This window comes from Lentzea sp. HUAS12 (genome assembly GCF_024125735.1).
GTDB lineage: Bacteria > Actinomycetota > Actinomycetes > Mycobacteriales > Pseudonocardiaceae > Lentzea > Lentzea albida.
In genome coordinates this window covers 8,335,766-8,358,401 of sequence record NZ_CP099738.1, presented here as the reverse complement: position 1 = coordinate 8,358,401, position 22,636 = coordinate 8,335,766, and the positions used below count along the sequence as shown (strand labels likewise).

Below are 22,636 nucleotides of genomic sequence, written 5' to 3'. Positions count from 1 at the left end.
CCGTGACGGGGAGCACACGACCACCGGGCCTGTCTGGTGTGTCCTATTCCTCCCATTTGAAGACACGGGAGGCGAGGAAACCGACCACGAGCGAGAACCCGACGAGCACGGCGGCCGGCACCGCCAGGGCCTCGATCCCCTTGCCGCGCACCAGCACGTCGAGCATGCCGTCGTTCATGTGCCGCAACGGGAACGCCTTCGACACGGCCTGCAGCCACGCGGGCGCCTGGTCGACGGGGAAGAACGTGCCGGACAGGAACGCCATCGGCAGCACCACGATGTTCGCGGCGGCCGACGCGGCCTCCTCGGTCTTCGCGAACGCGCCGACCAGCATGCCGAGCGCGAAGAACGCGATGGTTCCCAGCAGCAGCAACGGGATCGCGAGCCACCACGCCCCGGACAGCCTCAGGCCGAACACGGGCAGCGAGGCGACGCCGATGAAGGTGGCGCCCTGCACGAGCGCGACGCCGGCGCTGACCAGGATCCGCGACGACAGCACGGACGTCGTCGAGATCGGCGCCAGCCGGATTCGGCGCAGCACCTGCTTGCGGCGCCACGACACGAGGGTCAGCGCCGACCCGAACACCGCCGACACCGCCACACCCCACGACAGGATGCCCGGCGTCAGGTACTGGATCGGCTTGAGCGTGGCGTCCTCGACCTTCTCCGCGGTGAACGTGAAGGTCGGCGGCTGCCCGGTCGCGGCGAGGTTCGCCCTGTCCACGAACCCGTTCACGATCCCGACCACCGTCGCGGACCGCACCTGGTCGCTCTGCGCGAACCGCAGGTCGATCCGCTGGCCGCGAACGACCAGCGCGGCGGGCAGGTCACCGTCCTGCACCTTCCGCACGGCCGCGTTCTCGTCGTCGTAGGACTCGAACTCCAGCGCGCCGCTCTCGCGCAGCGCGGACACGACCGGCCCGTCCCCGACCAGCGCGATCTTGGTCCTGTCCTCGCCCGCGTCCCGCAGGAGCAGGCCGAAGATGATCAGGAACATCAGCGGGAACAGGAAGGTGAAGAACAGTGTGGCCTTGTCCCGGACGAAACCCTTGAGCATCGCCACGGAGAGCGTCTTGAACGCGGTCATGCGCGGTACTCCCGTCCGGTCAGGTCGAGGAACACGTCCTCGAGAGTGGCCGTGCGGACCTGCAGTCCGTCGAGCGCGCCGCGTTCGGCCAGCGCCGACAGCACGGGAGCGGGGCGGCGGGTCGAGAGCGTCAGCGACACCTCGTCCTCGTGGGCCTCGTCGACGCCGTCGAGCGCGGATGCGTCCACAGCGGACAGAAGCCCCTTCTGCAGCGTCACGTGCGTCGGCGCGTCGAGGCCGCGCACCAGCACCGCGGGCCGGTCGAGTGCGAGGACCCTGCCGTTGTCCATGATCGCGACGCGGTCGCAGAGGATCTCGGCCTCGTCGAGGTAGTGCGTGGTGTAGACGATGGTCTTGCCGCGTTCCTTGATGGCGCGCAGCACGTCCCAGAGGTTGCGGCGCGCCTGCGGGTCCAGCGACGCGGTCGGTTCGTCCAGGAACACGATGTCCGGGTCGTGCACGAGCGCGCACGCGATTGAGAGCCGCTGGCGCTGACCGCCGGAGAGCTTGTTCTCCTGCTCGTTCGCCTTGTCCGCCAGGCCGACCAGCTCGAGCATGTCCGCGGCCGTACCGGCGCTCACCCCGTAGAGAGCACCGAACGTCTGCAGCTGCTCCTTCGCCGTCAGTTTGTCGAAGAACGACGTCGCCTGGAGCTGAACACCGATGCGCGGCAACAACTTCACGTTGCGCGGCCACGGGCTCTCACCGAGCAGCACCACCTCGCCGCTGTCGGGTTCGCGCAGCCCCTCCACGATCTCGAGCGTGGTGGTCTTCCCGGCGCCGTTGGGCCCCAGGATGCCGAAGAACTCGCCTTCGGCCACGGTGAACGAGACCCCGTCCACCGCCTTCAGCTCGCCGTAGCTCTTGCGGATGTCCCGCACCACGACCGCGGACCGTTCCTCCGTCATGGCCGTGACGGTAGGTCAGCGGGTGCGGGTTCGCGGCACGGAACGACCAAAGTCGCCGCGAAGTCGAGACGAACGACCTATCCGCCCGCGACCAGCAACGGGCAGGCGGTGTAGACGTCGTTCAGCCTTCGCAGCGCCGCCGCGAACTGGTCGAACCGGGCGCGCGGGACCGCCGTGCGGACCTCACCGATCACCTGCCACAGGTAGCGGTGCTCGGCGGTCTCCACGACCGGCGCCGGCACCCCGGACGGCACGTCGGCGGCGAACTCGAGCGCCACCGCCGCGGCGCGCAGGCACGCGGTCGCGAGGGTCACGCAGTCCTCGACGAGGGTGCGGTCGTCCTCGGCGCGCAGGACACCGTTGACGGCGAACCGGACGGCCTGCATCAGCGCGAGGTAGAGGCGCTGGCCCGCCAGGGCGCGTTCGCGCGGCAGGTTCTCGGTGCCGGGGCCGGGGGTCACCACGGTCATGCCGACCTGGGGGCGGCGCAGCACGTGGTCGAAGAGCGCGGTCGGGGCCCAGAGCAGGGTGCGCCAGGAGTCCTCGGTGACCGAGGTGCCCATCCTGGCCGCGTTCTCCAGCACGTCGAGGTAGGCGATCAGGACACCGGACAGGAACACGCCGCCGCGGTCGCCGCCGACCCGTTCGACCCCGAAGCGCTGGTCGATGGGGCACACCTGCACGCGGTGAGCGGGCGACCACTCGATGACACCGCTGTTCGCGAGCACCACGCGCGCGAGCCGTTGGTGCACGGGCGATGCCGAGAGCACCGTGTCGTCCAACCCCATCTGCACGAGCGTGGAGGCGGCGTGCTGCAACCCCTCGCGCCGTTGCGGCACGAGGTCGGGGTGCAGCAGGCGGAACGGTTCCACGTCGCCCCCTTGTCGTCGTTCCGACCACGATGAACGGCGGGGGGCGGGAAGTCATCCGGATGCAGCGCAGCGTTACGTCTCAGTTGGACGCATTAGTGCGTTCGGGCCCAGGCCGCGAGCTGCGTCCGAGACGAAAGGTTCAACGTGGTCTTCACGTTGTGCACGTGGGATTCCACAGTCCTGTGCGAAATACCGAGTTTGGCGGCGATCTGGGCGTTCGTCAATCCCTGGGCCACCAGCTCGACGACCACGCGCTGGCGGTCGCTCAGCACCGCGTCCCGCACGATCTCCTTGTCCAGCGCGGTTTCCAGGGCGTGCCGCGCGTCCATCGACCGTCCGGCCGCGAGCGCGCGCTGGAACGCCGCCGGGGAGAGGGATTCCCGCGAGAGTTCCAGTGCGGTGGCCATCTTCCGCCGCCACCACGGTTCCGGCGGGACGACCCACGTCGTGCGCATCTGCTGGCAGGCCACCAGAAGCCGCACGCCGAGCTCGTGCCGTCCGGACGCCATCGCGACGAGGCCGCGGCCCTCGATCGACTCGACCGCGGCCCGAGGCGTCTCCGCCATCATGCGCGCGCTCTCGGCGAAGTGCGCGCCGGCCGTCGCCAGGTCCCCCCGTTCCAGGGCGATGCAGCCCGACGTGTGCACGGCGATGGCCACGACGTCCTGTCGCGCGTGGACTCTGAGCACCGGCAACGCGCTGTCGACGAGGTGGGCGGCCCCGTCGGTGTCACCGTCCACGAGCAACCGCCAGCCGAGGTTCTGGCTGGACACGGCGACGCTCACGTCGTTGCCGTTGCGTGCGCCGTACTCGATCGATCGGCGCAACGCCCGTGCGGCGTTCAGCGCGTCGCCCAGGCCCTCGTGGGCGTGCGCCAGCGTCCGGTACAGGCGACACATGATCAGGTCCTGTCCACCCGCCTCCGCCGTCGCGATCGCTTCCAGGGCGTGCTCCACGGCCTCTTCGTGGCGTTGCTCGTGGGCCGCGAGCAGAGACGCGTACTCCAGCGCGAGGATCCGGTAGCGGGCGTCGGCGGGCGACTGGTGCAGCACCTGCATCAGCACCGCGCCCGCCTGGGCGAAGTAGCCGCGGTCGAAGCAGACCCTGAGCAGCATCGTGGCGAGCATCAGCCGGCGGTCGTCCCGCGGCGCCACCAGATGGGCGAACGCGTACGCCACGTTGTCGTACTCCTGGTGCTGCGCCTGCACCTGACCGGGCGTGAGGATCGACGACGAGACGCCGGGCTCGCCTTTTTCGCACAGCCAGGCGACGATCCGCTCGGCCGTCACCTCGCGCTCGCCGTGCTCCCCGAGCCGTTCCTCGGCGTAGAGGCGGATCGACTCGAGCATCCGGAACCGGCCGTCGTTCTCCCGCGCCACCAACGACTTCGCCTGCAACGCCGTGAGCGGCCCGATCACCGAACGGCCGTGCACCACCTCGGCGATCTCCAGCCCGAACCCGCCGGGCAGCAGCGCGAGCCGCCGGAACAGCTCCTTCTCCTGCGCGGTCAGCAGGTCGTGGCTCCACGTGATGGCCGCGCGCAGGCTCTGGTGCCGCGCCTGCTCACCGGCGTCGGTCAGCAGGTCGAGCCGGTGGTCGAGGCGGTCCGCGAGCTCGGGCGGGGGCACGGAGAGCCTCGCCGCGAGCTCCACCGCCAGCGGCAGGCCGTCGAGCCGCGCGCAGATCGTCTCGACGGTGTGGTGGTCGCCGCCCGCTCCTGCGCGTTCGCGAAAGAGCCTCGCCGCGTCGGCTCCCATGCCGCGCAACGGGTAGACGGCCTCGCCGATGGACCGCAGCGCCTCCCTGCTCGTCGCGAGGACCTGCACGTGCGGGCAGCGCGACAACAGCGCGTCCACCACCTCGCAGCACTCCTCGACGAGGTGCTCGCAGTTGTCCACCAGCAACAGGATCCGGCGGTGGTGCAGCTCGTGGACCAGCGTCGTCCGCAACGCGACACCCGCGTGCTGGTACACCCCAACGGCTTCCGCGAAGGCCTGCACGACCTGGTCGGCGCGGCTCAGCCGGCCCAGCTCGACGGTGCGGACCTCGGTCCGCCTGCACCGCCGGGCCAGCTCGACGGCGAGCCGCGTCTTCCCGACCCCCGCCGGACCGACGACCGTGAGCATCCTGTGCTTGCGCAGCAACAGGAGCAGCTCGGCGAGCTCGGCCTCCCTGCCGACGAACGCGTCGTCGTAGCCGGGCAACTCCGCGACCACAGTGGACGTACCGGCCGAACGCCGGCGGTAGGCGCGCTGACGGCACGCGTTCGAGCAGTACCGCGCCCGCGACGGCAGCGGCGCGTACTCCGTGCCACAGCTCGCGCAGATGCCCATCGGAGAAGCGTACGACCGATCCGGCGTCTCAATTGGAAAGTGTGTGGAGGTCTACCTCGAGCGTGGTCCCCTGCCACAGCTCCGCGATCTCGATCCGTTCCTTGTCCTTGGACAACCAGCCGCTCTTGACGCGGTGCACCACCTGGGTCTTCGCCGCGTCCGCCTGCTCCGCCCTGATCACGACGTCCTTGCCGTTCTCCAGGTGGATGACGGCCTTGGTGAACTTCGGCGCGTGCGGCACGAACTCACCCGTCCCAGGCACGGCGGGGTACATCCCGAGCGCGCTGAACACGTACCAGGCGGACATCGTGCCGAGGTCGTCGTTGCCCGTGACGCCCGCCGGCCCGTTGACGAACAACGTCTGCGCGGCCCGCACGACCACCGACGTCTTCTCGGGCCTGCCGATGAGCGCGTACATCCACGGCGCGTGCAGATCCGGTTCGTTGTTCGGGTTGTACCTGAACTGGTTGTAGTAGTCGTACGGCCCGACGACCCACTTCTCGCGCACGGTCCGCTTCGGGTCGACCAGCAGGTCCTGGTAGGCGAAGAAGTCGTCCAGCCGCGCCTCGGCCGCCGCCTTGCCGCCGAGCGCGGTGAGCAACCCGGTGATGTCGTGCTGCGCCAGCCACTGGTACTGCCAGGCAGTGCCCTCGTGGAACCCCTCCGGCCCCTGCGGCGTGTAGGGGTCGAGCCACGCACCACCCTGCAGCCTGGGCCGCGGGAACCCGGAGAAACCCCGGTCGGTGACGCTGTTGTCCCACAGCATGCGGTGGTTGAGCCCGCGAACCCTGAACCGCTCGGCGTCCTCCGCGTGCCCCAGCTCCCCGGCCATGATCGCGAGCGTGGCGTCGGCCAGCGCGTACTCCAGGGTCGCCGACGCGCCGTGGTGCGGGTCGGTGTCCTGCCCCTTCTTCGGGAAGCGCTTGTCGTACTGCACGAACCCGTGGGCGAGGTAGTTCGGGTTGCCGGACCTGCCCTGGAACCGGCTGGCGGCAGGAGGAACGCCGTCGGCGTTCTGGACGAGTGCGGCGTACGCCTGCTCCTCGAAGCCCTTGAGGTGGCCGAAGCGCCACAGGTCGACCAGGAACGGCGTGACCGGGTCGCCGGTCATGCAGTTGGTCTCCTGGTTCGCGTAGGCCCACCGCGGCAACCACCCGCCCTGCTCGTGGATCGCCAGAACGCTCCGCCCGATGTCCTGCGACCGCTTGGTGCGGAGCAACGCGAGAAGCTGGTTGTGCGCGCGATACGTGTCCCACAGCGAGTAGTACTCGTAGTAGGTCCAGCCGTCGGCCTGATGGACCTGGTTGTCGAACCCGCGGTACCTGCCGTCCACGTCGCTGCCGGTCAGCGGCTGGAGCAGCACGTGGTAGAGCGCGGTGTAGAAGACGGCCCGCTCGTCCCAGTCGTCCGTCTCGATCTCGATGCAGCCGAGCTCCTGCCGCCAGGCGTTCTGGGCCTCGTTGCGGAGCTCGTCGAACGTCTTGTCCGCGGTCTCGGCCGTCAGGTTGAGCGCGGCACCTTGTTGGTCCACTTGCGACAGTGCGGTGGCCGCCGTGACCGGGCCGGGCGTGAACGTGACCCAGGCTCCCCTCAGACCCGCACCGCCCGCGGACTCCCTCTGGTTCGGCCGGGGCCCCGTCGGACCCCAGGTGCCGAACTGCTGGAACGGCCGGTCGAACCGGGTGGTGAAGTGGGTGAGGTAGGGACGGCCGCCGCAGAACGCCTGCGTCTCCACGGTTCCGGCGATCGTGCGGTCGTCGAGGACTCTGATGGAACTGGCGCTGACCGGCTCCTTGTCGTTGGCCTGGCCGACGTTGACGAGGAGCGTGCCGCCGACGCCGTTCGGGAACGCGTACCGCTCGACCCCGGCGCGCGTGGTCGCGGTGCACTCGACGGTGATGTCGTTCTGCAGCTTGACCTTGTAGTAGCCGGGCTTGCCGATCTCGCCGTCGTGGGTGTAGCCCGTGGCGTACCGCTTGTGGTCGAAGGACTGCGGCAGTTGCACGACCGGGAGGATCGGGACCAGGCCGCCCTGCTCCCAGCAGCCCGCGCCGGACAGGAAGAAGTGGCCGAAGCCGCGGATCTGCCGGTCGTCGTAGCGGTAGCCGGCGTAGTGGGAGCCGATCGGGCTGCTGTGGGCCTTGCCGAACGGCATGGACGCGCCCGGGAAGGTGTTGCCCTCGTCCTTGGTGCCGATGAAGGTGTTGACCGACTCGATGGGATCCAGTGCGTCCACGGGTTTCACCCTAGAGGGGATTTTCGGGGATGGCGGGGTGGGCGGGTGGTCCGGTCGGGTGGTGCGGGGGCGGGTTGCCTCGGCTTCGCCATTGCGTTGACACGAGGTCTCTTCGCGTCCACGGCCTCAGCGACAACGCGAGCCACCGCCAAGCCGCGCCACCCCATCGGCGGAGCTTCGAAGGGACCGGGCCGGGGTGCAACCGCCGCCGCATGCGCACCCCGGCCCGGGGGCCTTCAACCGGACCACACCCGCCGCAGGAAGCGGAACGCGGTCCGTCACCAAGAGACTGCGGAGCGCACACGCTCAAGGTCAAGACCACGACGATCACTTGTCCACTTCTGGACAAACGAGGGTGGCACGAGGTGGCTTGAACGGTGAGGAAGTGTTGACAAGGGCGTAAAGCCGGGGTGAGATACGGCCACTATGACAACGTTGTCCCCCAGCGGGCCCGTAGCCGGTCAGCGCAAGGTACGTCGCGCGACGATGAACGACGTCGCGCGGTTGGCGGGCGTCAGCATCAAGACCGTCTCGCGCGTGGTCAACGACGAGCCGGGTGTGCACCCGTCCACCGCCGAGCGCGTGCTCGCGGCCATCGACCAGCTCGGGTTCCGGCGGAACCTGAGTGCCCGCAACCTGCGCCGGGGGTCGTCCACCGGCACGATCGGGCTGGTGCTGGAGGACGTCGGCAACCCGTTCTACTCCGGCGTGACCCGCGCTGTCGAGGAAATCGCCCGCCTGCGCGGCAGACAGGTGATCTCGGGGTCGTCGGACGAGGATCCCGGGCGTGAGCGCGAGCTGGCGCTGGAGTTCTGCTCCCGCAGGGTGGACGGCCTCCTCATCGTGCCCGCGGGGTTGCAGCACAGCTACCTCGTGCCGGAGATGCGCGCCGGGACGCCCGTGGTGTTCCTGGACCGGCCGGCCGGGGACGTCGTCGCCGACACGGTGCTGGTGGACAACATCGGCGGGACCGTTGAGGCCGTCACGCATCTGGCTTCGCACGGGCACCGTCGCATCGCGTTTCTCGGGGACGCGCCGGACATCTTCACCGCCAACGAGCGGCTGCGCGGGTACCGCGAGGGCTGCGTGCGGGCCGGGATCGGGTACCACGAGGAGCTCGTGGCGATGGGGCCGCACGACGAGAGCAGCGTCGCGACCACGTTGCAACGACTGCAGACCATGCGTGAGCCCGCCACGGCGATCGTGGCCGGCAACAACCGCATCACCGTGTACATCCTGCGCGCTCTCGCGGGTGTCGCGGAACGGCCCGCGCTGGTGGGCTTCGACGATTTCGAACTCGCTGACCTGTTGTCGCCGCCGGTGACCGTGATCGCGCACGACGCGAGCGCGCTCGGCAAGGCGGCCACCGATTTGTTGTTCGCCCGACTGGACGGCGACAACTCACCACCGCGCCGCGTCGTGCTGCCGGTGCGCTTGGTGCCACGAGGATCCGGGGAGGTCCACGCGTGAGTTCTGGTGTTCTCCACCAGCCTGTCAGCTTGCCCGCCAACCAGCCGAAGCAGTTCTACCGCGGCGGGGAGGCGATCGCCGCGCTGCGCGGCGGGACGAGCGGCGACTTCGGTCCCGAGGACTGGGTCGCGTCGACCACGACGCTCTTCGGGCGCAGCGACGCCGGGTTGACAACGTTGCCGAACGGCGTGCTCCTGCGCGACGCGGTGCAGGCGGACCCGACGGGATGGCTCGGCGCGGACCACGCGGCCAAGTTCGGCGGGGACACGGCGCTGCTGGTGAAGCTGCTCGACGCGGGCCAGCGCCTGCCCGTGCACTGCCACCCGTCCAACGCGTTCGCGTCCTCGCACCTGAACTGCCGCCACGGCAAGACGGAGGCGTGGATCGTCGTCGGCACGACGGGGCCGAATCCGACCGTCTACATCGGATTCCGCGACGACGTGCCCGCCGACACCGTCTCCGACTGGGTCGCCACGCAGGACACCAAGGCGATGCTCGACGCGCTCAACCCCGTCTGCGTCCGGCCCGGCGACACGGTGTTCGTGCCCGCCGGCGTCCCGCACGCGATCGGCGAGGGCGTGTTCATCGTCGAACTGCAGCAGCCCACCGACTTCTCGGTGACGCTGGAGTGGGAGGGCTTCCTCGCCAACGACGACATCGGTCACCTCGGTCTCGGCTACGACGTGGCGCTCGGCTGCGTCGACCGGCAGGGCTGGGGCGGCAGGCTCGACCAGCTCGTCCGCCAGACGTCCGAGAAGTGGGCGCCGTCGGTCGATCTCCTCGGCCCCGACGCGAACCCGTTCTTCCAGGCCGACCGCCTGCACGTGGAGGGTTCCTTCGCGCTGGAGCCGTCGTTCGCCGTGCTGGTGGTGCTGGAGGGCTCCGGCAAGCTCGGCGAGCTGGAGGTGCACAAGGGCAGCACCCTCGTCGTGCCGCACGCGGCGGGCGAGCTGGGGCTGACCGGTGACCTGGTGGCGATCCGCTGCCGCCCGCCCGTTCTATCCACTGTGGAGGATGCATAGAGATGAGCCGGCCGCTGCTGGAGGCTCGTGATCTCACGAAGAACTACGGCACCGTGGAAGCCCTCCGCGGTGCCTCGTTCACCGCCTACCCCGGCGAGGTCGTGTCGCTGATCGGCGACAACGGCGCGGGCAAGTCCACCCTGGTGAAATGCCTCTCCGGGGTGGAGCAGCCCACCAGCGGCACGCTCACGTTCGACGGCGAGCCGCTGCACCTGAACTCCCCCAACGACGCCCGCGACCGCGGCATCGAGACGGTGTTCCAGGACCTGGCGGTCGCGCCGGACCTCGACCCGGCCGCGAACATGTTCCTGGGCAGGGAGATCCTCAAACCCGGCGTGCTCGGCTTCTTCGGCGTGCTCGACAAGAAGGCCATGCGCAGGCAGGCGTCCGAGCACTTCACCCGGTTCGGCGCGACGCTGCAGAGCATCGACGTGCCGATCGCCGCCCTGTCCGGTGGTCAGCGGCAGTCCGTCGCGGTCGCGCGGTCCGTGGCGTGGGCGTCGAAGCTCGTCTTCATGGACGAGCCGACGGCCGCACTCGGTGTGGTGCAACGGGAACGCGTGCTGGACGTGATCAAGCGCGTCCGCGACGAGGGCATCGCCGTCGTGCTGATCTCCCACAACATGCCCGAGGTCCTGTCGGTCTCCGACCGCGTCGAGGTGCTGCGCCTCGGCCGCCGCGTGGCCCGCTTCAAGGCCTCGGACACCAGCGTCGAAGAGCTCGTCGGCGCGATGACCGGCGCGTTCACCCAGGAGGACGCCGACCAATGACGACCGATGAGAAGACAACGATGTCATCTCTGCCGGACGAGCACCGCACGCCGTTGATCAGGCGGCTGACCAGCGCGAACACGCTGTGGATCGGCCTGGTGCTGCTGGTCCTGGTCGCCGCGTTCGGCGCGATCCGCCCGGACGCGGTCTTCCAGGTGACCACGCTGCAGTTCCTGCTCGCGGAGACCGCCGTGCTGCTGGTGCTGTCGGTCGGCATGACGTTCGTGATCATCACGTCCGGCATCGACCTGTCCGTCGGCTCGGTGCTGGTGTTCGCGAGCGTCTCGTCCGCGCTGGCGATGAACGCGGTGTCCGGCGGCGACGCGACGAACGCGGGCTGGGGCGTCATCGGGTTCGGGCTGCTGGTCGCGCTCGTCAGCGGCGCGGTCTGGGGCCTGCTCAACGGCCTGCTGATCTCGCGGGCGAAGATCCCGCCGCTGATCGTGACGCTCGGGTCGTTCGGCGCGGCGCAGGGCGCGGCCCTGTTGCTCAACAACGGTTCCAACGTGTCGGGCATCCCGGACAGGCTCAACCGCACCTTCGGCTCCGGCACGTACTTCGGCATCCCGAACATCGTGATCGTGGCCGCCGTCGTCACGGCACTCGGCGCACTCCTGTTGTCCACCACGCGTTTCGGCCGCTACACCTATGCCGTCGGGTCGAACGAGGAAGCGGCCCGGCGCGTCGGCATCTCGGTGCGGGGCCACCTCACGAAGGTGTACCTGCTCGCGGGCACGCTGGCCGGTCTCGCGGGGTTCATGGGCAACGCGTTCTTCCGCGTCGCGGTCGTCACCGGCCACGAGACGGACAACCTGAACGCGATCGCCGCCGTCGTCCTGGGCGGGACGAGCATCTTCGGCGGCACGGGCTCGGTGGTGGGCACGGTGTTCGGCGTGTTCATCCCGGCGGTGCTGGAGAAGGGCCTCGTGATCATCGGGGTGAGGGAGTTCTGGCAGCCGATCGCGGTCGCGATCGTGCTGGTGGCCGCCGTGTGGCTGGACCAGACGCGGCGGCGGGCGCGCAACCAACGTTAGGGAAAGGTGGACCAATGAAGATCCGCTCCGCAGTGGTCGTCTCCGCCGCCTTCCTGCTCGCCGCGTGTGGCGGGGGTGGGCAGATCGGTGACTCGAACTCTCAGAACTCGGCCGCGAACAAGAAGCTGGTGCTGATCCCCGGCATCACGGCCGAGCCGTTCTACATCTCGATGCAGTGCGGTTTCGAGCAGGCGGCGAAGGCCGCGGGCTACGAGTTCGACACGCAGGCCCCGGCGAAGTTCGACGCGGCCCAGCAGACCCCGATCGTCACCGGCATCCTGGCGTCCAAGCCCGCCGCGGTGCTCATCGCGCCGACCGACGACAAGGCCATGGCCGGCCCGATGAAGTCGCTCAAGGACGCGGGCATCAAGGTCGTCGAGGTCGACACCAAGCTCCAGGACACCTCGATCGGCGTCTCGTCCATCTCCTCCAACAACGAGCAGGGCGGCAAGCTCGCCGCCGAGACGCTGAACAAGCTCGCCGCCGGCAAGTCCGGCTCGGTGCTGGTGCTCAACACCAAGGCCGGCACGTCCACGACGGACGCGCGCGCCAAGGGCTTCGAGGACGCCATCAAGGCCTTCCCGAACCTCAAGTACATCGGCCAGCAGTACACCGACAACGAGCCCGCCACCGCGGCCTCGAAGGTCACCGCGACCCTGGCCGCGAACCCCGACCTGATCGGGGTGTTCGCGACGAACCTCAACACCGGTGAGGGCGCGGCGACCGGCCTGCGCAACGCGGGCAAGACCGGCGCGGTGAACCTGGTCGGCTTCGACGCCTCGCCGAAGCAGGTGGAGGACCTGAAGGCGGGCACCGTGCAGGCCCTGATCGCCCAGGACCCGGCCACGATCGGCAAGCAGGGCGTCGAGCAGGCCCTGGCCGCGATCGAGGGCAAGGAGAACAAGCGCGACATCGAGACCGACCTCGTCGCCATCACCAAGGACGACGCGGCGGCCAACGAGAAGTACTTCTACAAGCAGTCCTGCTGAGTCCGCCTGACCACGACAGGGCCGTCCCGGATCGGGGCGGCCCTGGTGCGTTCCATGACGTACGTCATCAGGGTTTGCCCGCAACGGCGTAAGACGAGAGTCGTACCCGTTTGCCTCCTTAAGGCCGATGCTGCCACCCCCTCGAAAGCGATGAGCTGGGTGGACATTGGAGGGGGCTCGGATGTCACGAAGGAAAATCGCGGCGGCGCTCGCCGTCGTCACGGCGTCATCGCTGCTCATCGCACCACAGGCGCTCGCGGAACCGGTCCAGCGGATCGAGTGGCAGAAGTGCTTCGACACTCCGCCACCGGGATTCCCCGCGGGTTCGGAACGGCTGGAGTGCGGCAGCTTCACGGCGCCGATGGACTGGAACAACCCGCGCAACGGCAAGACGATCACCATCGCCGTCAGCCGGCTCACGCCGAAGAACGGCACGGCGAAGTCCACGGTCTTCACCAACCCCGGCGGTCCGGGAGGTCCTGGCCGCACGATGCCGCTGCTCTACCTGGAGCGGCCCAAGCTGAGCGAGAACGCCGAGATCATCGGCATCGACGTGCGCGGCACGGGCGCGAGCAGCAACGTCACCTGCGGCAGCTTCAACACCGACGGCCAGGTCGATCCGCGCGATCGCGGCAAGGCGAACCTCGACCTGCTCTACAGCGGCATGGAGCTGCTCGCGAAGTTCTGCCAGACCAAGTCCGGCGAGTTCGGCCGGTACGTCTCCACCGACCAGACGGTGAAGGACCTGGACCTGCTGCGCCAGGTGCTCGGCAAGAAGAAGATCAGCTGGCTCGGCTACTCCGGCGGCAGCTGGATGGGCGCGTACTACGCCACCTACTTCCCCAAGACCCTCGACAGGATCGTGCTCGACTCCAACGTCGACTGGACCCTGCCGTGGCAGCCGATCTTCGACGACTGGGGCATGGCCTTCGAACGCCGGTTCCGCGTCGACTTCCTGCCGTGGGTGGCGAAGTACGACGACGTCTACCACCTGGGCAAGACCGGCGAAGAGGTGCGCCGGTCCTACGAACGCACCCGCGCCGCGCTGAACGAGCAGCCCGTCACACGACCGGAAGGCGTGTACAACGGCGTGACGCTCGACCTGCTGCTGCGGGGCACGCTCTACAGCAAGGACAGCTTCGCCAGTGGCGCTCAGACGTTCGCGGAACTGGCCGGTGCGGTGCCCGCGCGGATGAACGCGCTGGCCAGCTACCCGGACGCCCAGCTGGGCACCGCGTACTCGATCCTCTGCAACGACACGCCGTTCCACGGCGACCGGAAGTACCTGGAGCGCGACGGTGCGCGCGACGGCGCCAAGTGGCCGCTCGTCGGCTACACGCAGATCGCCGGACCGTGCGCCTTCTGGGACCGGCCGAACATCAAGCTGAAGCAGCCCACCGGGATCGGCGTCGCACCGACGCTGATGGTGCAGTCGGTGCGCGACCCGGCGACGCCGCTCGAGCAGGCGCAACGGGCGCACCGGAACTTCCGGGGTTCCGTGCTGCTCACCGTCGAGGGCGAGGGTGACCACGGCATCTACGGGTTCGGCAACGCGTGCGTCGACGACGTCGTCGAGCGCTACCTGGTCGACGGCGTCACGCCGGCCAAGGACCTCACGTGCCCCGGCGTACCGCTGCCCGCACCCGGACAGGGCTCCGGCACCTCGCTCGCCACGGCACAGCAGTTCGCCACCCGGCTCGGTTGGTAAGGGGAAACACATGCACCGCAGGAAGATCGCGGCGGCTTTGGCCGTCGTCACGGGGACTTCACCGCTGATCGCACCACAGGCGCAGGCGAGCGGCTTCGCCGCACAGCAGATCGCCTGGCAGAAGTGCACCGACGAGCCCGGCTTCGAAAGACTCCAGTGCGGCAGCTTCACGGCGCCGATGGACTGGAGCAACCCGCGCAACGGCAAGACCGTCACCATCGCGGTCAGCCGCACGGTCCCGTTGAGCGGCAAAGCGAAGACCGCCGTCTTCACCAACCCGGGTGGACCCGGTGGCGAGGGCAGGACGTTGCCGCTGGTCTACCTCGAAAGGCCGAAGCTCAGCGAGAACGCGGAGATCTACGGCATCGACGTGCGCGGGACGGGGGCGAGCAGCAACGTCACCTGCGGCGGGTTCGACACTCTCGGCTCGACGGACCCGCGTGACCGCACCAAGGCCAACCTCGACCTGCTCTACAGCGGCATGGAGCTGCAGGCGAAGTTCTGCCAGACCAAGTCCGGTGAGCTCGGCAGGTTCATCACCACCGAGCAGACCGTGAAGGACCTGGACCTGCTGCGCCAGGTGCTCGGCAAGAAGAAGATCAGCTGGCTCGGCTACTCCGGCGGCACTTGGATGGGCGCCTACTACGCCACCTACTTCCCCAAGACCCTCGACAAGATCGTGCTCGACTCCAACACCGAGTTCACCGCGCCGTGGCAGACGGTGTTCGGCGACTTCGGCATGGGCTTCGAGCGGCGGTTCCGCGTCGACTTCGCGCCGTGGGTGGCCAGACACGACAACGTCTTCCACCTCGGCAAGACCGGCGAGGAGGTGCGGCAGACCTACGAGCGGACGCGTGCGAAGCTCGCCCAGCAGCCCGTCACGCTGCCCGACGGCACGTACTACCCGGTCACGCTGGACCTGGTGCTCGTCCAGGGCCAGTACAGCAAGTACGCGTTCGACGGCGCCGCGCGCAAGTTCGCCGAACTGGCGGGCGCGGTGCCGGCGCCGATGACCGCGCAGGCGAGCTACCCGGATGCGGCGATCTCCACGCGCCACTCGATCCTGTGCAACGACACGGAGTTCCGCGGCGACCGCAGGTTCCTCGAGCGCGACGCGGTGCGGGACGGCGCCAAGTGGCCGTTGCTCGGCTACTACCAGGTCATGGGGCCCTGCGCGTTCTGGGACCGGCCGGACGTGAACCTCAGGCAGCCCACCGGGATCGGGGTCGCGCCGACGCTGATGGTGCAGTCCGAACGGGACGCGCCGACCCCGATCGAGGGCGCCCGCCGGGCCCACGCCGGGTTCGCCGGATCGCGGATGCTGACCGTGGAGAACGAGGGTGACCACGGCATCTACGGGTTCGACAACGCCTGCGTCAACGACGTCGTCGAGCGCTACCTCGTCGACCGCGTGACGCCGCCGCGCGACCTGTCCTGCCCCGGAGTGCCGCTGCCCGAACCGGGTCAGCAGCAGGCAGGACCGCTGGAGCAGGCCCGCGACCTCGCGGTCAGGCTCGGCTGGTGAGGCGCCTGGCGGCCCTGACCGCCGCGACCGTCGCCACCTCGCTCCTGGTGGCACCGCAGGCCGTCGCCGGCACCGCGTTCGCGAACCAGGAGGTCCAGTGGCGCCAGTGCACTGACCAGCCCGGTTTCGAACGACTCCAGTGCGGCGAGTTCACCGCTCCGATGGACTGGCACGACCCGCGCAACGGCAAGACCATCACCATCGCGGTCAGCCGCACGGTCCCGTTGAGCGGTAAGGCGAAGACCGCGGTCTTCACCAACCCCGGCGGGCCGGGCGGCGCGGGACGCACGTTGCCGCTGGTCTACCTGAACCGGCCGAAGCTCAGCGAGAACGCCGAGGTCTACGGCATCGACGTGCGCGGCACCGGCGCCAGCGACAACGCCACGTGCGGCGGCTACCAGCACCGGCTCGCCACCGACTGGCGCGACCGCAGCAGGGCGAACCTCGACCTGCTCTACGGCGGCATGGAGCTGCAGGCGAAGTTCTGCCAGGCCAAGTCCGGCGAGTTCGGCCGGTACGTCAACACCGAGCAGACCGTGCGCGACCTCGACCTGTTCCGCCAGGTCCTCGGCCGCGAGAAGGTCAGCTGGCTCGGGTACTCGGCGGGCAGCTGGATGGGCGCCCACTACGCCACCTACTTCCCGAAGACGCTCGACAAGATCGTGCTCGACTCCAACACCGAGTTCACCGAGTCGTGGCAAACGGTGTTCGACAACCTGCCTGCGGGGTCGGAGCTCCGGTTCCGCGTCGACTTCCTGCCATGGGTCGCGAAGTACGACAACGTGTTCGGGCTCGGCAAGACCGCGGAGGAGGTGCGCCAGAACTACGAGAAGACGCGCGCACGGCTCACCGAACAGCCCGTGACGTTGCCGGACGGCACGGTCGTCACGCCGGTCCTGCTGGACGCGGTGATCTTCACCGGCCTGTACAGCAAGGACTCGTTCGAGGGGACGGCGCAGCTGGTCGCCCTGATCGCGGGCACGACACCGATGGCCCTGGCCGCTCCGAAGCAGTACCCGGACTCGGTCATGGGCACCCAGATGTCGGTGCTGTGCAACGACACCCCGTTCCGCGGGGACCGGAGGTCACTGGAGCGCGAGGGCACCAGGAGCGTCCAGCGCTACTCGCTCGTCGGCGGTTATCAGATCACCGGTCCCTGTGCGTGGTGGGACCGGCCGGACCTGAAGCTGAAACGCCCCAACGGTGTCGGTGTCTCGTCCGCGTTGATGGTGCAGTCGGTGCGCGACCCGGCGACGCCTCTCGCGGGCGCGCAACGGGCACACGCCGGTTTCGCCGGTTCCCGCATGCTGACCGTGCGCGACGAGGGCGACCACGGCATCTACGGGTTCGGCAACGACTGCGTCGGCGACGTGGTGGAGAGCTACCTCGTCGACGGCGTGGTGCCGCCGAGGGACCTGAGCTGTCCGGGTGTGCCGCTGCCGGCACCGGGTGAGAGCACGGGCAACCCGCTCGTGAAGGCGCGGGAGCTCGCGGTTCGAGCTGGTTGGTGATCGGTCAGAACGTGCCGGGGTGGGTGCGTCTGCGGCGAGCCGCGTACACACCCGCCTCGGTGCGGCGGTCGAACCCGAGCTTGTGCAGCAACGACGACACGTAGTTCTTGACGGTCTTCTCGGCGAGGAACAGGCGGTTCGCGATCTGCCGGTTCGTCATGCCCTCGGCGATGAGGTCGAGGATGCGGCGTTCCTGCGGACTCAGTGCGGCGTAACGCGGATCCTCCTCGGGGCCGCCGCGCAGCCGTTGCAGGACGGTCGCCGTGACGCCGGCGTGCAGCAGCGACCCGCCCGCGGCGAGGGTGCGGACGGCGGCGACGAGGTCGATGCCGGACACCTCCTTCAGCATGTACCCGGAGGCGCCCGCCATGATCGCGCCGAACAGCGCCTCGTCGTCCGAGTAGGACGTGAGCATCAGGCACGCGGGCGGCGGGTCCACCAGGCTCTTGATCTCCCGGCACACCGTGACGCCGTCGCCGTCGGGCAACCGCACGTCGATGATCGCGACGTCGGGCTTGAGCCGCGGTGCCTGCGCGACCGCCGACGTCGCGCTGTCCGCCTGGCCGACGACCTGGATGTCCTCCGCCTGCGCCAGCAACTGGACGAGTCCGCGCCGCACGATCTCGTGGTCGTCCACCAACAGCACTGCTATCGCCATCTCGCCTCCTGCAGCACCAGCGGAACGAACCAGGTGATGCTCACCCCCGCACCGGGGATCGAGTCGACCGCGCAGTCACCGTGGTGACGCCGCGCCCGAGCCGCCATGTTCGCCAGCCCACCCGCGTGGTGGGGCGAGCCGGCCGAATCGTCAGCCAACGGCAAGCCACGACCGTCGTCCTTGACCAAGAGCTCAAGACTCGACACGGTGCGATCAACACTCACGGCAACAGCGACGTGCTCCGCTCTCGCGTGCCGCACAACGTTCGTGAGCGCTTCTCGCAGCGTCGCGAGCAGATCGGGCCTGACGTGGTCCGGCACGACCGTGTCCAACGGCCCCTCGAGCGACACGTCCGGCTCGAACCCCAGCAACCGCGCAGACTCGTGCACGGCGTTGAGCAGCTGTGCGCGCAGACTCGTGCCCCCGGAAGGCGGTCCCTGCAGGGAGAAGATGGTGCGGCGGATCTCGCGGATCGTGTGGTCGACCTCCTCCACGAACCCGCTGATCCGCTCGGTGACCTGCGGCTTCGCGATCATCCCCGTCAGCCCCTGCAACCCGAGCCCCAGCCCGAACAGCCGCTGGATGACCAGGTCGTGCAGGTCCCGCGCGATGCGGTCGCGGTCCTCCAGCACGGCGAGCCGTTCGGTGTCCCCCCGCGCCCGCGTGAACTCCAGCACCAGCGCGGCCTGCGCCGCGAACGCCTCGATGAGGTCCGGATCGTCGAAGCTGGGCTCGTTCTCGGGCCGCGCCACGATCAGCACGCCGATGGTCCGCTCCCCCACCGTGAGCGGCACGATGGCGCACGGCCCCGGCACCGTCGGCACCTTGCCCTCGTCGTGGCACTCCCCCATGCCCGACTCGAAGACCCGGTACGTCACCGTGCCCTCCTTGGGCACCCGCATGCCTTCGGCGTCGTACCGGCCGCCGTCGGTCACCTCGATGACCAGGTCCCCGTTGTGGTCGGGCAGGACGACGGCGGCGAAGTCCGCACCGGCCGTCCTGCGCGCCGTCTGCGCCACCAGGTAGAGCGCGTCACGGCCGTTCGTGCCGAGGAGCAGCCTGGTCGTCACCTCGGCAGCGGCCCGCAGCCACACCTCACGCTTGCGCGTCTGCTCGTACCGGTCGAGGTGCCCGACGGCACTGCCCGCGGCCGTGGCCAGGGCGGTGAGGATGTCGCGGTCCTGGCTGGTGAACTCGGCCTTGCCGCTGAGGAAGAGGTTGCCGAACGTCTCGTCCTGCACCTTGATCGGCGCGCCCAGGAAGTCGGCGGGCCCGATCGAGCGCGGGTCACCGGAGGTGATCTGCACCTGGCCGTCGTGCTGCGCGGTGAACTCGGCCAGCTCCTTGTGACCGTTGATCACCGCCAACGCTCCGTAGGGGGCGCCGATGAGGTCGCAGGCGGACTCGACGACGTGGCGGAGGAGATCGGGGAGGGTGTCGTCTTCGGCGAACGACAGCACAACGTCCAGCACCCGCTGTTCTGTGCTCACGTTGCCGCCCACGGCTTCACCCCTTGGAGGGATAGAAGTGCACCGCACGAACGACTGAGGGTAACTCCCCTGAGTAGTCAAGGGGGAGGGCATCACTGCAAACAGTGAACTTTGGGACTACTGAGAGTAGAGGGATGTCTTGTCAGGAGGGTGGGGCGGGCCGGTTCGGACGAGCTGGTCCGCGTCGGCGGTGTGGAGCCGGGTCATGTGGCTTCGCCGTCGACAGCAGGTGTGTCGGCTCAGTGCAGGCCGACGCTGAACCCCTCGTCGATCACCCCGCGGTAGATCTGCGGCGCGAACGTCCGCAACCCGTGGTCGATCGGCCCGATGAACCCGGCCGAGTCCCCGAGCGGCAGCCGGTACCCGTTCTGCACCCGGTGGAACTCCCACAGGGGCTCCATCGTCGGGTGCGCCGGCCGGAACCGCTGCGGGTCGCGCGGGTGCAGGTCGACGCGCACCAGCGTCCGGCGGACCAGGGCGTCGGCGAGCTGGACCGCGCGTTCCTGGGTGCGGGAGATCGAGATCGCGCCCAGCTCCTGCCAGGGCACCGCCCACGGCATGCCCTGCGGGTCGTCGAGGCGGATGCCGCCCTGCTCGATGACGAGTTTGCGCGGGCGGGAGATCGTCTTCCACTTCACCACCGCCATCACGCCGATGCCGGTGAACGCGATGCCGATGACGGCCGCGATGCTGCCGCCGACCGGTTCGCCGTCCATGAAGGCGGTGACGGCTCCCACCAGGGCGAGGATGCCCAGGGCGCCGGCCACCGTGCCGCCGATGAGGACTTTGCGGGTGTCGCTCTTGCCGAGGTCGAGGACGACGGGCTGAGGCGCTCCCCAAGCAGTCATGACCGCAGATTACCGCTGATCAACAACTCCGCGGCGGCGAACGGGTCGAGCTCGCCGGAGACCACGCGCTTCGCGAGGTCGTCCACCGGGCCGAAGCGGGTGCGGACGCGTTCCACGGCGATCGCCTCGATCTCGGCGCCCGCGCGGCGCAGGCGGCGTTCGGTGAGTTCGCCGTGGGTGGCCATCCACTCGTGGTGCTCGGCGATCGCCTCCACCACTCGGTCGAGGCCCTCCATGCGCGCGGCCACCGTCTTCACGACCGGTGGGCGCCAGGCAGGGCCGGAGCGGTCGCGGCGGCCCAGGGAGATCATGTACTTGAGGTCTCGCGCGGTCTGGTCGGCGCCGTCGCGGTCCGCCTTGTTGACGACGAACACGTCGGCGATCTCCAGGATGCCAGCCTTGGCGGCCTGGATGCCGTCACCCATGCCCGGTGCGAGGAGCACGATCGTGGTGTCGGCGAGGGCGACGACCTCCACCTCGGACTGACCCACGCCGACCGTTTCCACGAGGACCACGTCGAAGCCGGCGGCGTCGAGCACGCGCAACGCCTGCGGGGTGGCCCAGGACAGGCCGCCGAGGTGGCCGCGGGTGGCCATCGAGCGGATGAAGACGCCGGGATCGGTGGCGTGGTCGCCCATGCGGACGCGGTCGCCCAGCAGTGCGCCGCCGGAGAACGGGCTGGACGGGTCGACGGCGATGACCGCGACGCGCTTGCCCTGCTCGCGGTAGGCGCACACCAGGGCGTTGGTGGAGGTCGACTTGCCGACGCCGGGGGCGCCGGTCAGGCCGATGACCTGGGCGTTTCCCGTGTGGGGTGCGAGCGCCGCCGCCACCTCGGGCAGCGCGGAGCTCGACTGTTCCACCAGGGAGATCAGCCTGGCGACCGCGCGCGGCTCGCCGTCACGCGCGCGGTCGACCAGTCCTGTTACGTCAACAGCTGTGCCCACAGGCGCAGACTAGGCCTTGGCGGGCACGCGGATGATCAGCGCGTCGCCCTGACCACCACCGCCGCACAGCGCCGCGGCACCCACGCCGCCGCCGCGCCGCTGCAGCTCGAGTGCGAGGTGCAGGGCGATGCGGGCGCCGGACATGCCGATCGGGTGGCCCAGCGCGATGGCGCCGCCGTTGACGTTGACCTTGTCCTCGGAGATCCCGAGCTGACGGGTGGAGACGATGCCGACCGCCGCGAACGCCTCGTTGATCTCGATGAGGTCCAGGGAAGCGGGGTCGATGCCCTCCTTGGCGCACGCGGCCTTGATGGCGTTGGACGGCTGCTCGTGCAGCGAGGCGTCCGGACCCGCGACGACGCCGTGGGCGCCGATCTCCGCGATCCACTCGAGGCCCAGTTCCTCGGCCTTCGCCTTGCTCATCACGACCACGGCCGCCGCGCCGTCGGAGATCTGCGACGCCGAGCCCGCGGTGATGGTGCCGTCCGCGGCGAACGCCGGGCGCAGCTTGCCGAGCGTGTCGGCGGTCGTGTCGCCGCGCACGCCCTCGTCGGTGGCGAACTGGATCGGGTCGCCCTTGCGCTGCGGGATGGGGACCGGCGCGATCTCGGCGTCGAAGACACCGTTCTCGGCGGCCTTCGCGGCGAGCTGGTGCGAGCGCGCGGAGAACGCGTCCTGCTCCTCGCGCGTGACGCCGTAGCGCTCGTTGTACTTCTCGGTCGAGACGCCCATCGCGACCTGGTCGAACGCGCAGAACAGACCGTCGTGCGCCATGTGGTCGACCATCGTCACGTCGCCGTACTTGAACCCGCCGCGCGTCTTCGGCAGCAGGTGCGGCGCCTGGGTCATCGACTCCTGGCCACCGGCCACGACGACGTCGAACTCGCCGGCGCGGATCAGCTGGTCGGCCAGCGCGATCGCGTCGATGCCGGACAGGCAGACCTTGTTGATGGTGAGCGCCGGCACGTTCATCGGGATGCCCGCGGCCACCGCGGCCTGGCGGGCGGGGATCTGGCCCGCGCCGGCGGTGAGGACCTGACCCATGATCACGTACTGCACCTGCTCGGGGGCGACGCCCGCGCGTTCCAGTGCCGCCTTGATCGCGACGCCACCCAGCTGGGCGCCCGAGAAGTCCTTGAGCGATCCCAGCAGTCGGCCCATCGGGGTGCGCGCCCCGGCGACGATCACGGAACCGGACACAACTGCCTCCATTGGAAGAGCGAACGGT

The 22,636-nt window shown here is 69.7% G+C and carries 18 protein-coding genes; 8 read left to right on the top strand and 10 right to left on the bottom strand.

The window, feature by feature from the left end; genetic code table 11:
• Positions 1-43 precede the first annotated feature (43 nt).
• From ND450_RS39170 to ND450_RS39150, 5 genes are all read right to left on the bottom strand, one after another.
• The gene (locus tag ND450_RS39170; protein WP_253323131.1) at positions 44-1,087 is read right to left on the bottom strand and encodes an ABC transporter permease; all 1,044 of its coding nucleotides are present in this window, start codon (positions 1,085-1,087) and stop codon (positions 44-46) included.
• Positions 1,084-1,995, bottom strand: coding sequence for an ABC transporter ATP-binding protein (locus tag ND450_RS39165; RefSeq protein ID WP_253323130.1), 912 nt, complete (start codon positions 1,993-1,995; stop codon positions 1,084-1,086). The genes ND450_RS39170 and ND450_RS39165 overlap by 4 nt, the downstream gene beginning before the upstream one ends.
• Positions 1,996-2,072: 77 nt before the next feature.
• Entirely contained in the window at positions 2,073-2,867 is a 795-nt protein-coding gene (locus tag ND450_RS39160) for a hypothetical protein (protein WP_253323129.1), read from the bottom strand.
• Between the two features lie 92 nt (positions 2,868-2,959).
• On the bottom strand, positions 2,960-5,200 hold the full coding sequence (locus ND450_RS39155) for a LuxR C-terminal-related transcriptional regulator (RefSeq protein WP_253323128.1): 2,241 nt from the start codon (positions 5,198-5,200) through the stop codon (positions 2,960-2,962).
• Between the two features lie 28 nt (positions 5,201-5,228).
• Entirely contained in the window at positions 5,229-7,457 is a 2,229-nt protein-coding gene (locus ND450_RS39150) for a GH92 family glycosyl hydrolase (protein ID WP_371927806.1), read from the bottom strand.
• A 465-nt stretch (positions 7,458-7,922) separates the two neighbouring features.
• Between ND450_RS39150 and ND450_RS39145 the strand changes: the two genes are divergently transcribed.
• From ND450_RS39145 to ND450_RS39110, 8 genes are all read left to right on the top strand, one after another.
• Positions 7,923-8,906 carry a LacI family DNA-binding transcriptional regulator gene (locus ND450_RS39145; protein WP_089921534.1) on the top strand — a complete coding sequence of 328 codons (984 nt, stop codon included), beginning with the start codon at positions 7,923-7,925 and terminating at the stop codon, positions 8,904-8,906.
• Between the two features lie 29 nt (positions 8,907-8,935).
• The gene (locus tag ND450_RS39140) at positions 8,936-9,928 is read left to right on the top strand and encodes a class I mannose-6-phosphate isomerase (RefSeq protein WP_253323126.1); all 993 of its coding nucleotides are present in this window, start codon (positions 8,936-8,938) and stop codon (positions 9,926-9,928) included.
• Positions 9,929-9,930: 2 nt separating this feature from the next.
• The gene (locus tag ND450_RS39135; protein ID WP_253323125.1) at positions 9,931-10,698 is read left to right on the top strand and encodes an ATP-binding cassette domain-containing protein; all 768 of its coding nucleotides are present in this window, start codon (positions 9,931-9,933) and stop codon (positions 10,696-10,698) included.
• A 20-nt stretch (positions 10,699-10,718) separates the two neighbouring features.
• Positions 10,719-11,732 (top strand): ABC transporter permease, encoded by a 1,014-nt coding sequence (locus ND450_RS39130; protein WP_371927534.1) that lies wholly within the window; start codon positions 10,719-10,721, stop codon positions 11,730-11,732.
• 14 nt (positions 11,733-11,746) lie between these two features.
• On the top strand, positions 11,747-12,721 hold the full coding sequence (locus tag ND450_RS39125; RefSeq protein ID WP_253323123.1) for an ABC transporter substrate-binding protein: 975 nt from the start codon (positions 11,747-11,749) through the stop codon (positions 12,719-12,721).
• Between the two features lie 181 nt (positions 12,722-12,902).
• Positions 12,903-14,429 carry an alpha/beta hydrolase gene (locus ND450_RS39120; RefSeq protein ID WP_253323122.1) on the top strand — a complete coding sequence of 509 codons (1,527 nt, stop codon included), beginning with the start codon at positions 12,903-12,905 and terminating at the stop codon, positions 14,427-14,429.
• 10 nt (positions 14,430-14,439) lie between these two features.
• Positions 14,440-15,954 carry an alpha/beta hydrolase gene (locus ND450_RS39115; protein WP_253323121.1) on the top strand — a complete coding sequence of 505 codons (1,515 nt, stop codon included), beginning with the start codon at positions 14,440-14,442 and terminating at the stop codon, positions 15,952-15,954.
• A complete protein-coding gene (locus ND450_RS39110) occupies positions 15,951-17,465 on the top strand; it encodes an alpha/beta hydrolase (protein WP_253323120.1) in 1,515 nt (504 codons plus the stop codon). Before ND450_RS39115 ends, ND450_RS39110 begins: the two co-directional genes overlap by 4 nt.
• 4 nt (positions 17,466-17,469) lie before the next feature.
• Here the strand turns inward: ND450_RS39110 and ND450_RS39105 are convergent, their stop codons facing one another.
• From ND450_RS39105 to ND450_RS39085, 5 genes are all read right to left on the bottom strand, one after another.
• On the bottom strand, positions 17,470-18,123 hold the full coding sequence (locus ND450_RS39105; RefSeq protein WP_253323119.1) for a response regulator transcription factor: 654 nt from the start codon (positions 18,121-18,123) through the stop codon (positions 17,470-17,472).
• Complete coding sequence (locus ND450_RS39100; protein WP_253323118.1) at positions 18,114-19,625, bottom strand: GAF domain-containing protein; 1,512 nt, start codon at positions 19,623-19,625, stop codon at positions 18,114-18,116. The genes ND450_RS39105 and ND450_RS39100 overlap by 10 nt, the downstream gene beginning before the upstream one ends.
• Before the next feature lie 227 nt (positions 19,626-19,852).
• On the bottom strand, positions 19,853-20,461 hold the full coding sequence (locus ND450_RS39095; protein ID WP_089921544.1) for a hypothetical protein: 609 nt from the start codon (positions 20,459-20,461) through the stop codon (positions 19,853-19,855).
• The gene (gene meaB, locus ND450_RS39090; RefSeq protein WP_253323117.1) at positions 20,458-21,408 is read right to left on the bottom strand and encodes a methylmalonyl Co-A mutase-associated GTPase MeaB; all 951 of its coding nucleotides are present in this window, start codon (positions 21,406-21,408) and stop codon (positions 20,458-20,460) included. The genes ND450_RS39095 and meaB overlap by 4 nt, the downstream gene beginning before the upstream one ends.
• Positions 21,409-21,417: 9 nt before the next feature.
• Positions 21,418-22,608, bottom strand: a complete 1,191-nt coding sequence (locus ND450_RS39085; RefSeq protein WP_253323116.1) for an acetyl-CoA C-acetyltransferase — start codon at positions 22,606-22,608, stop codon at positions 21,418-21,420.
• Positions 22,609-22,636 lie beyond the last annotated feature (28 nt).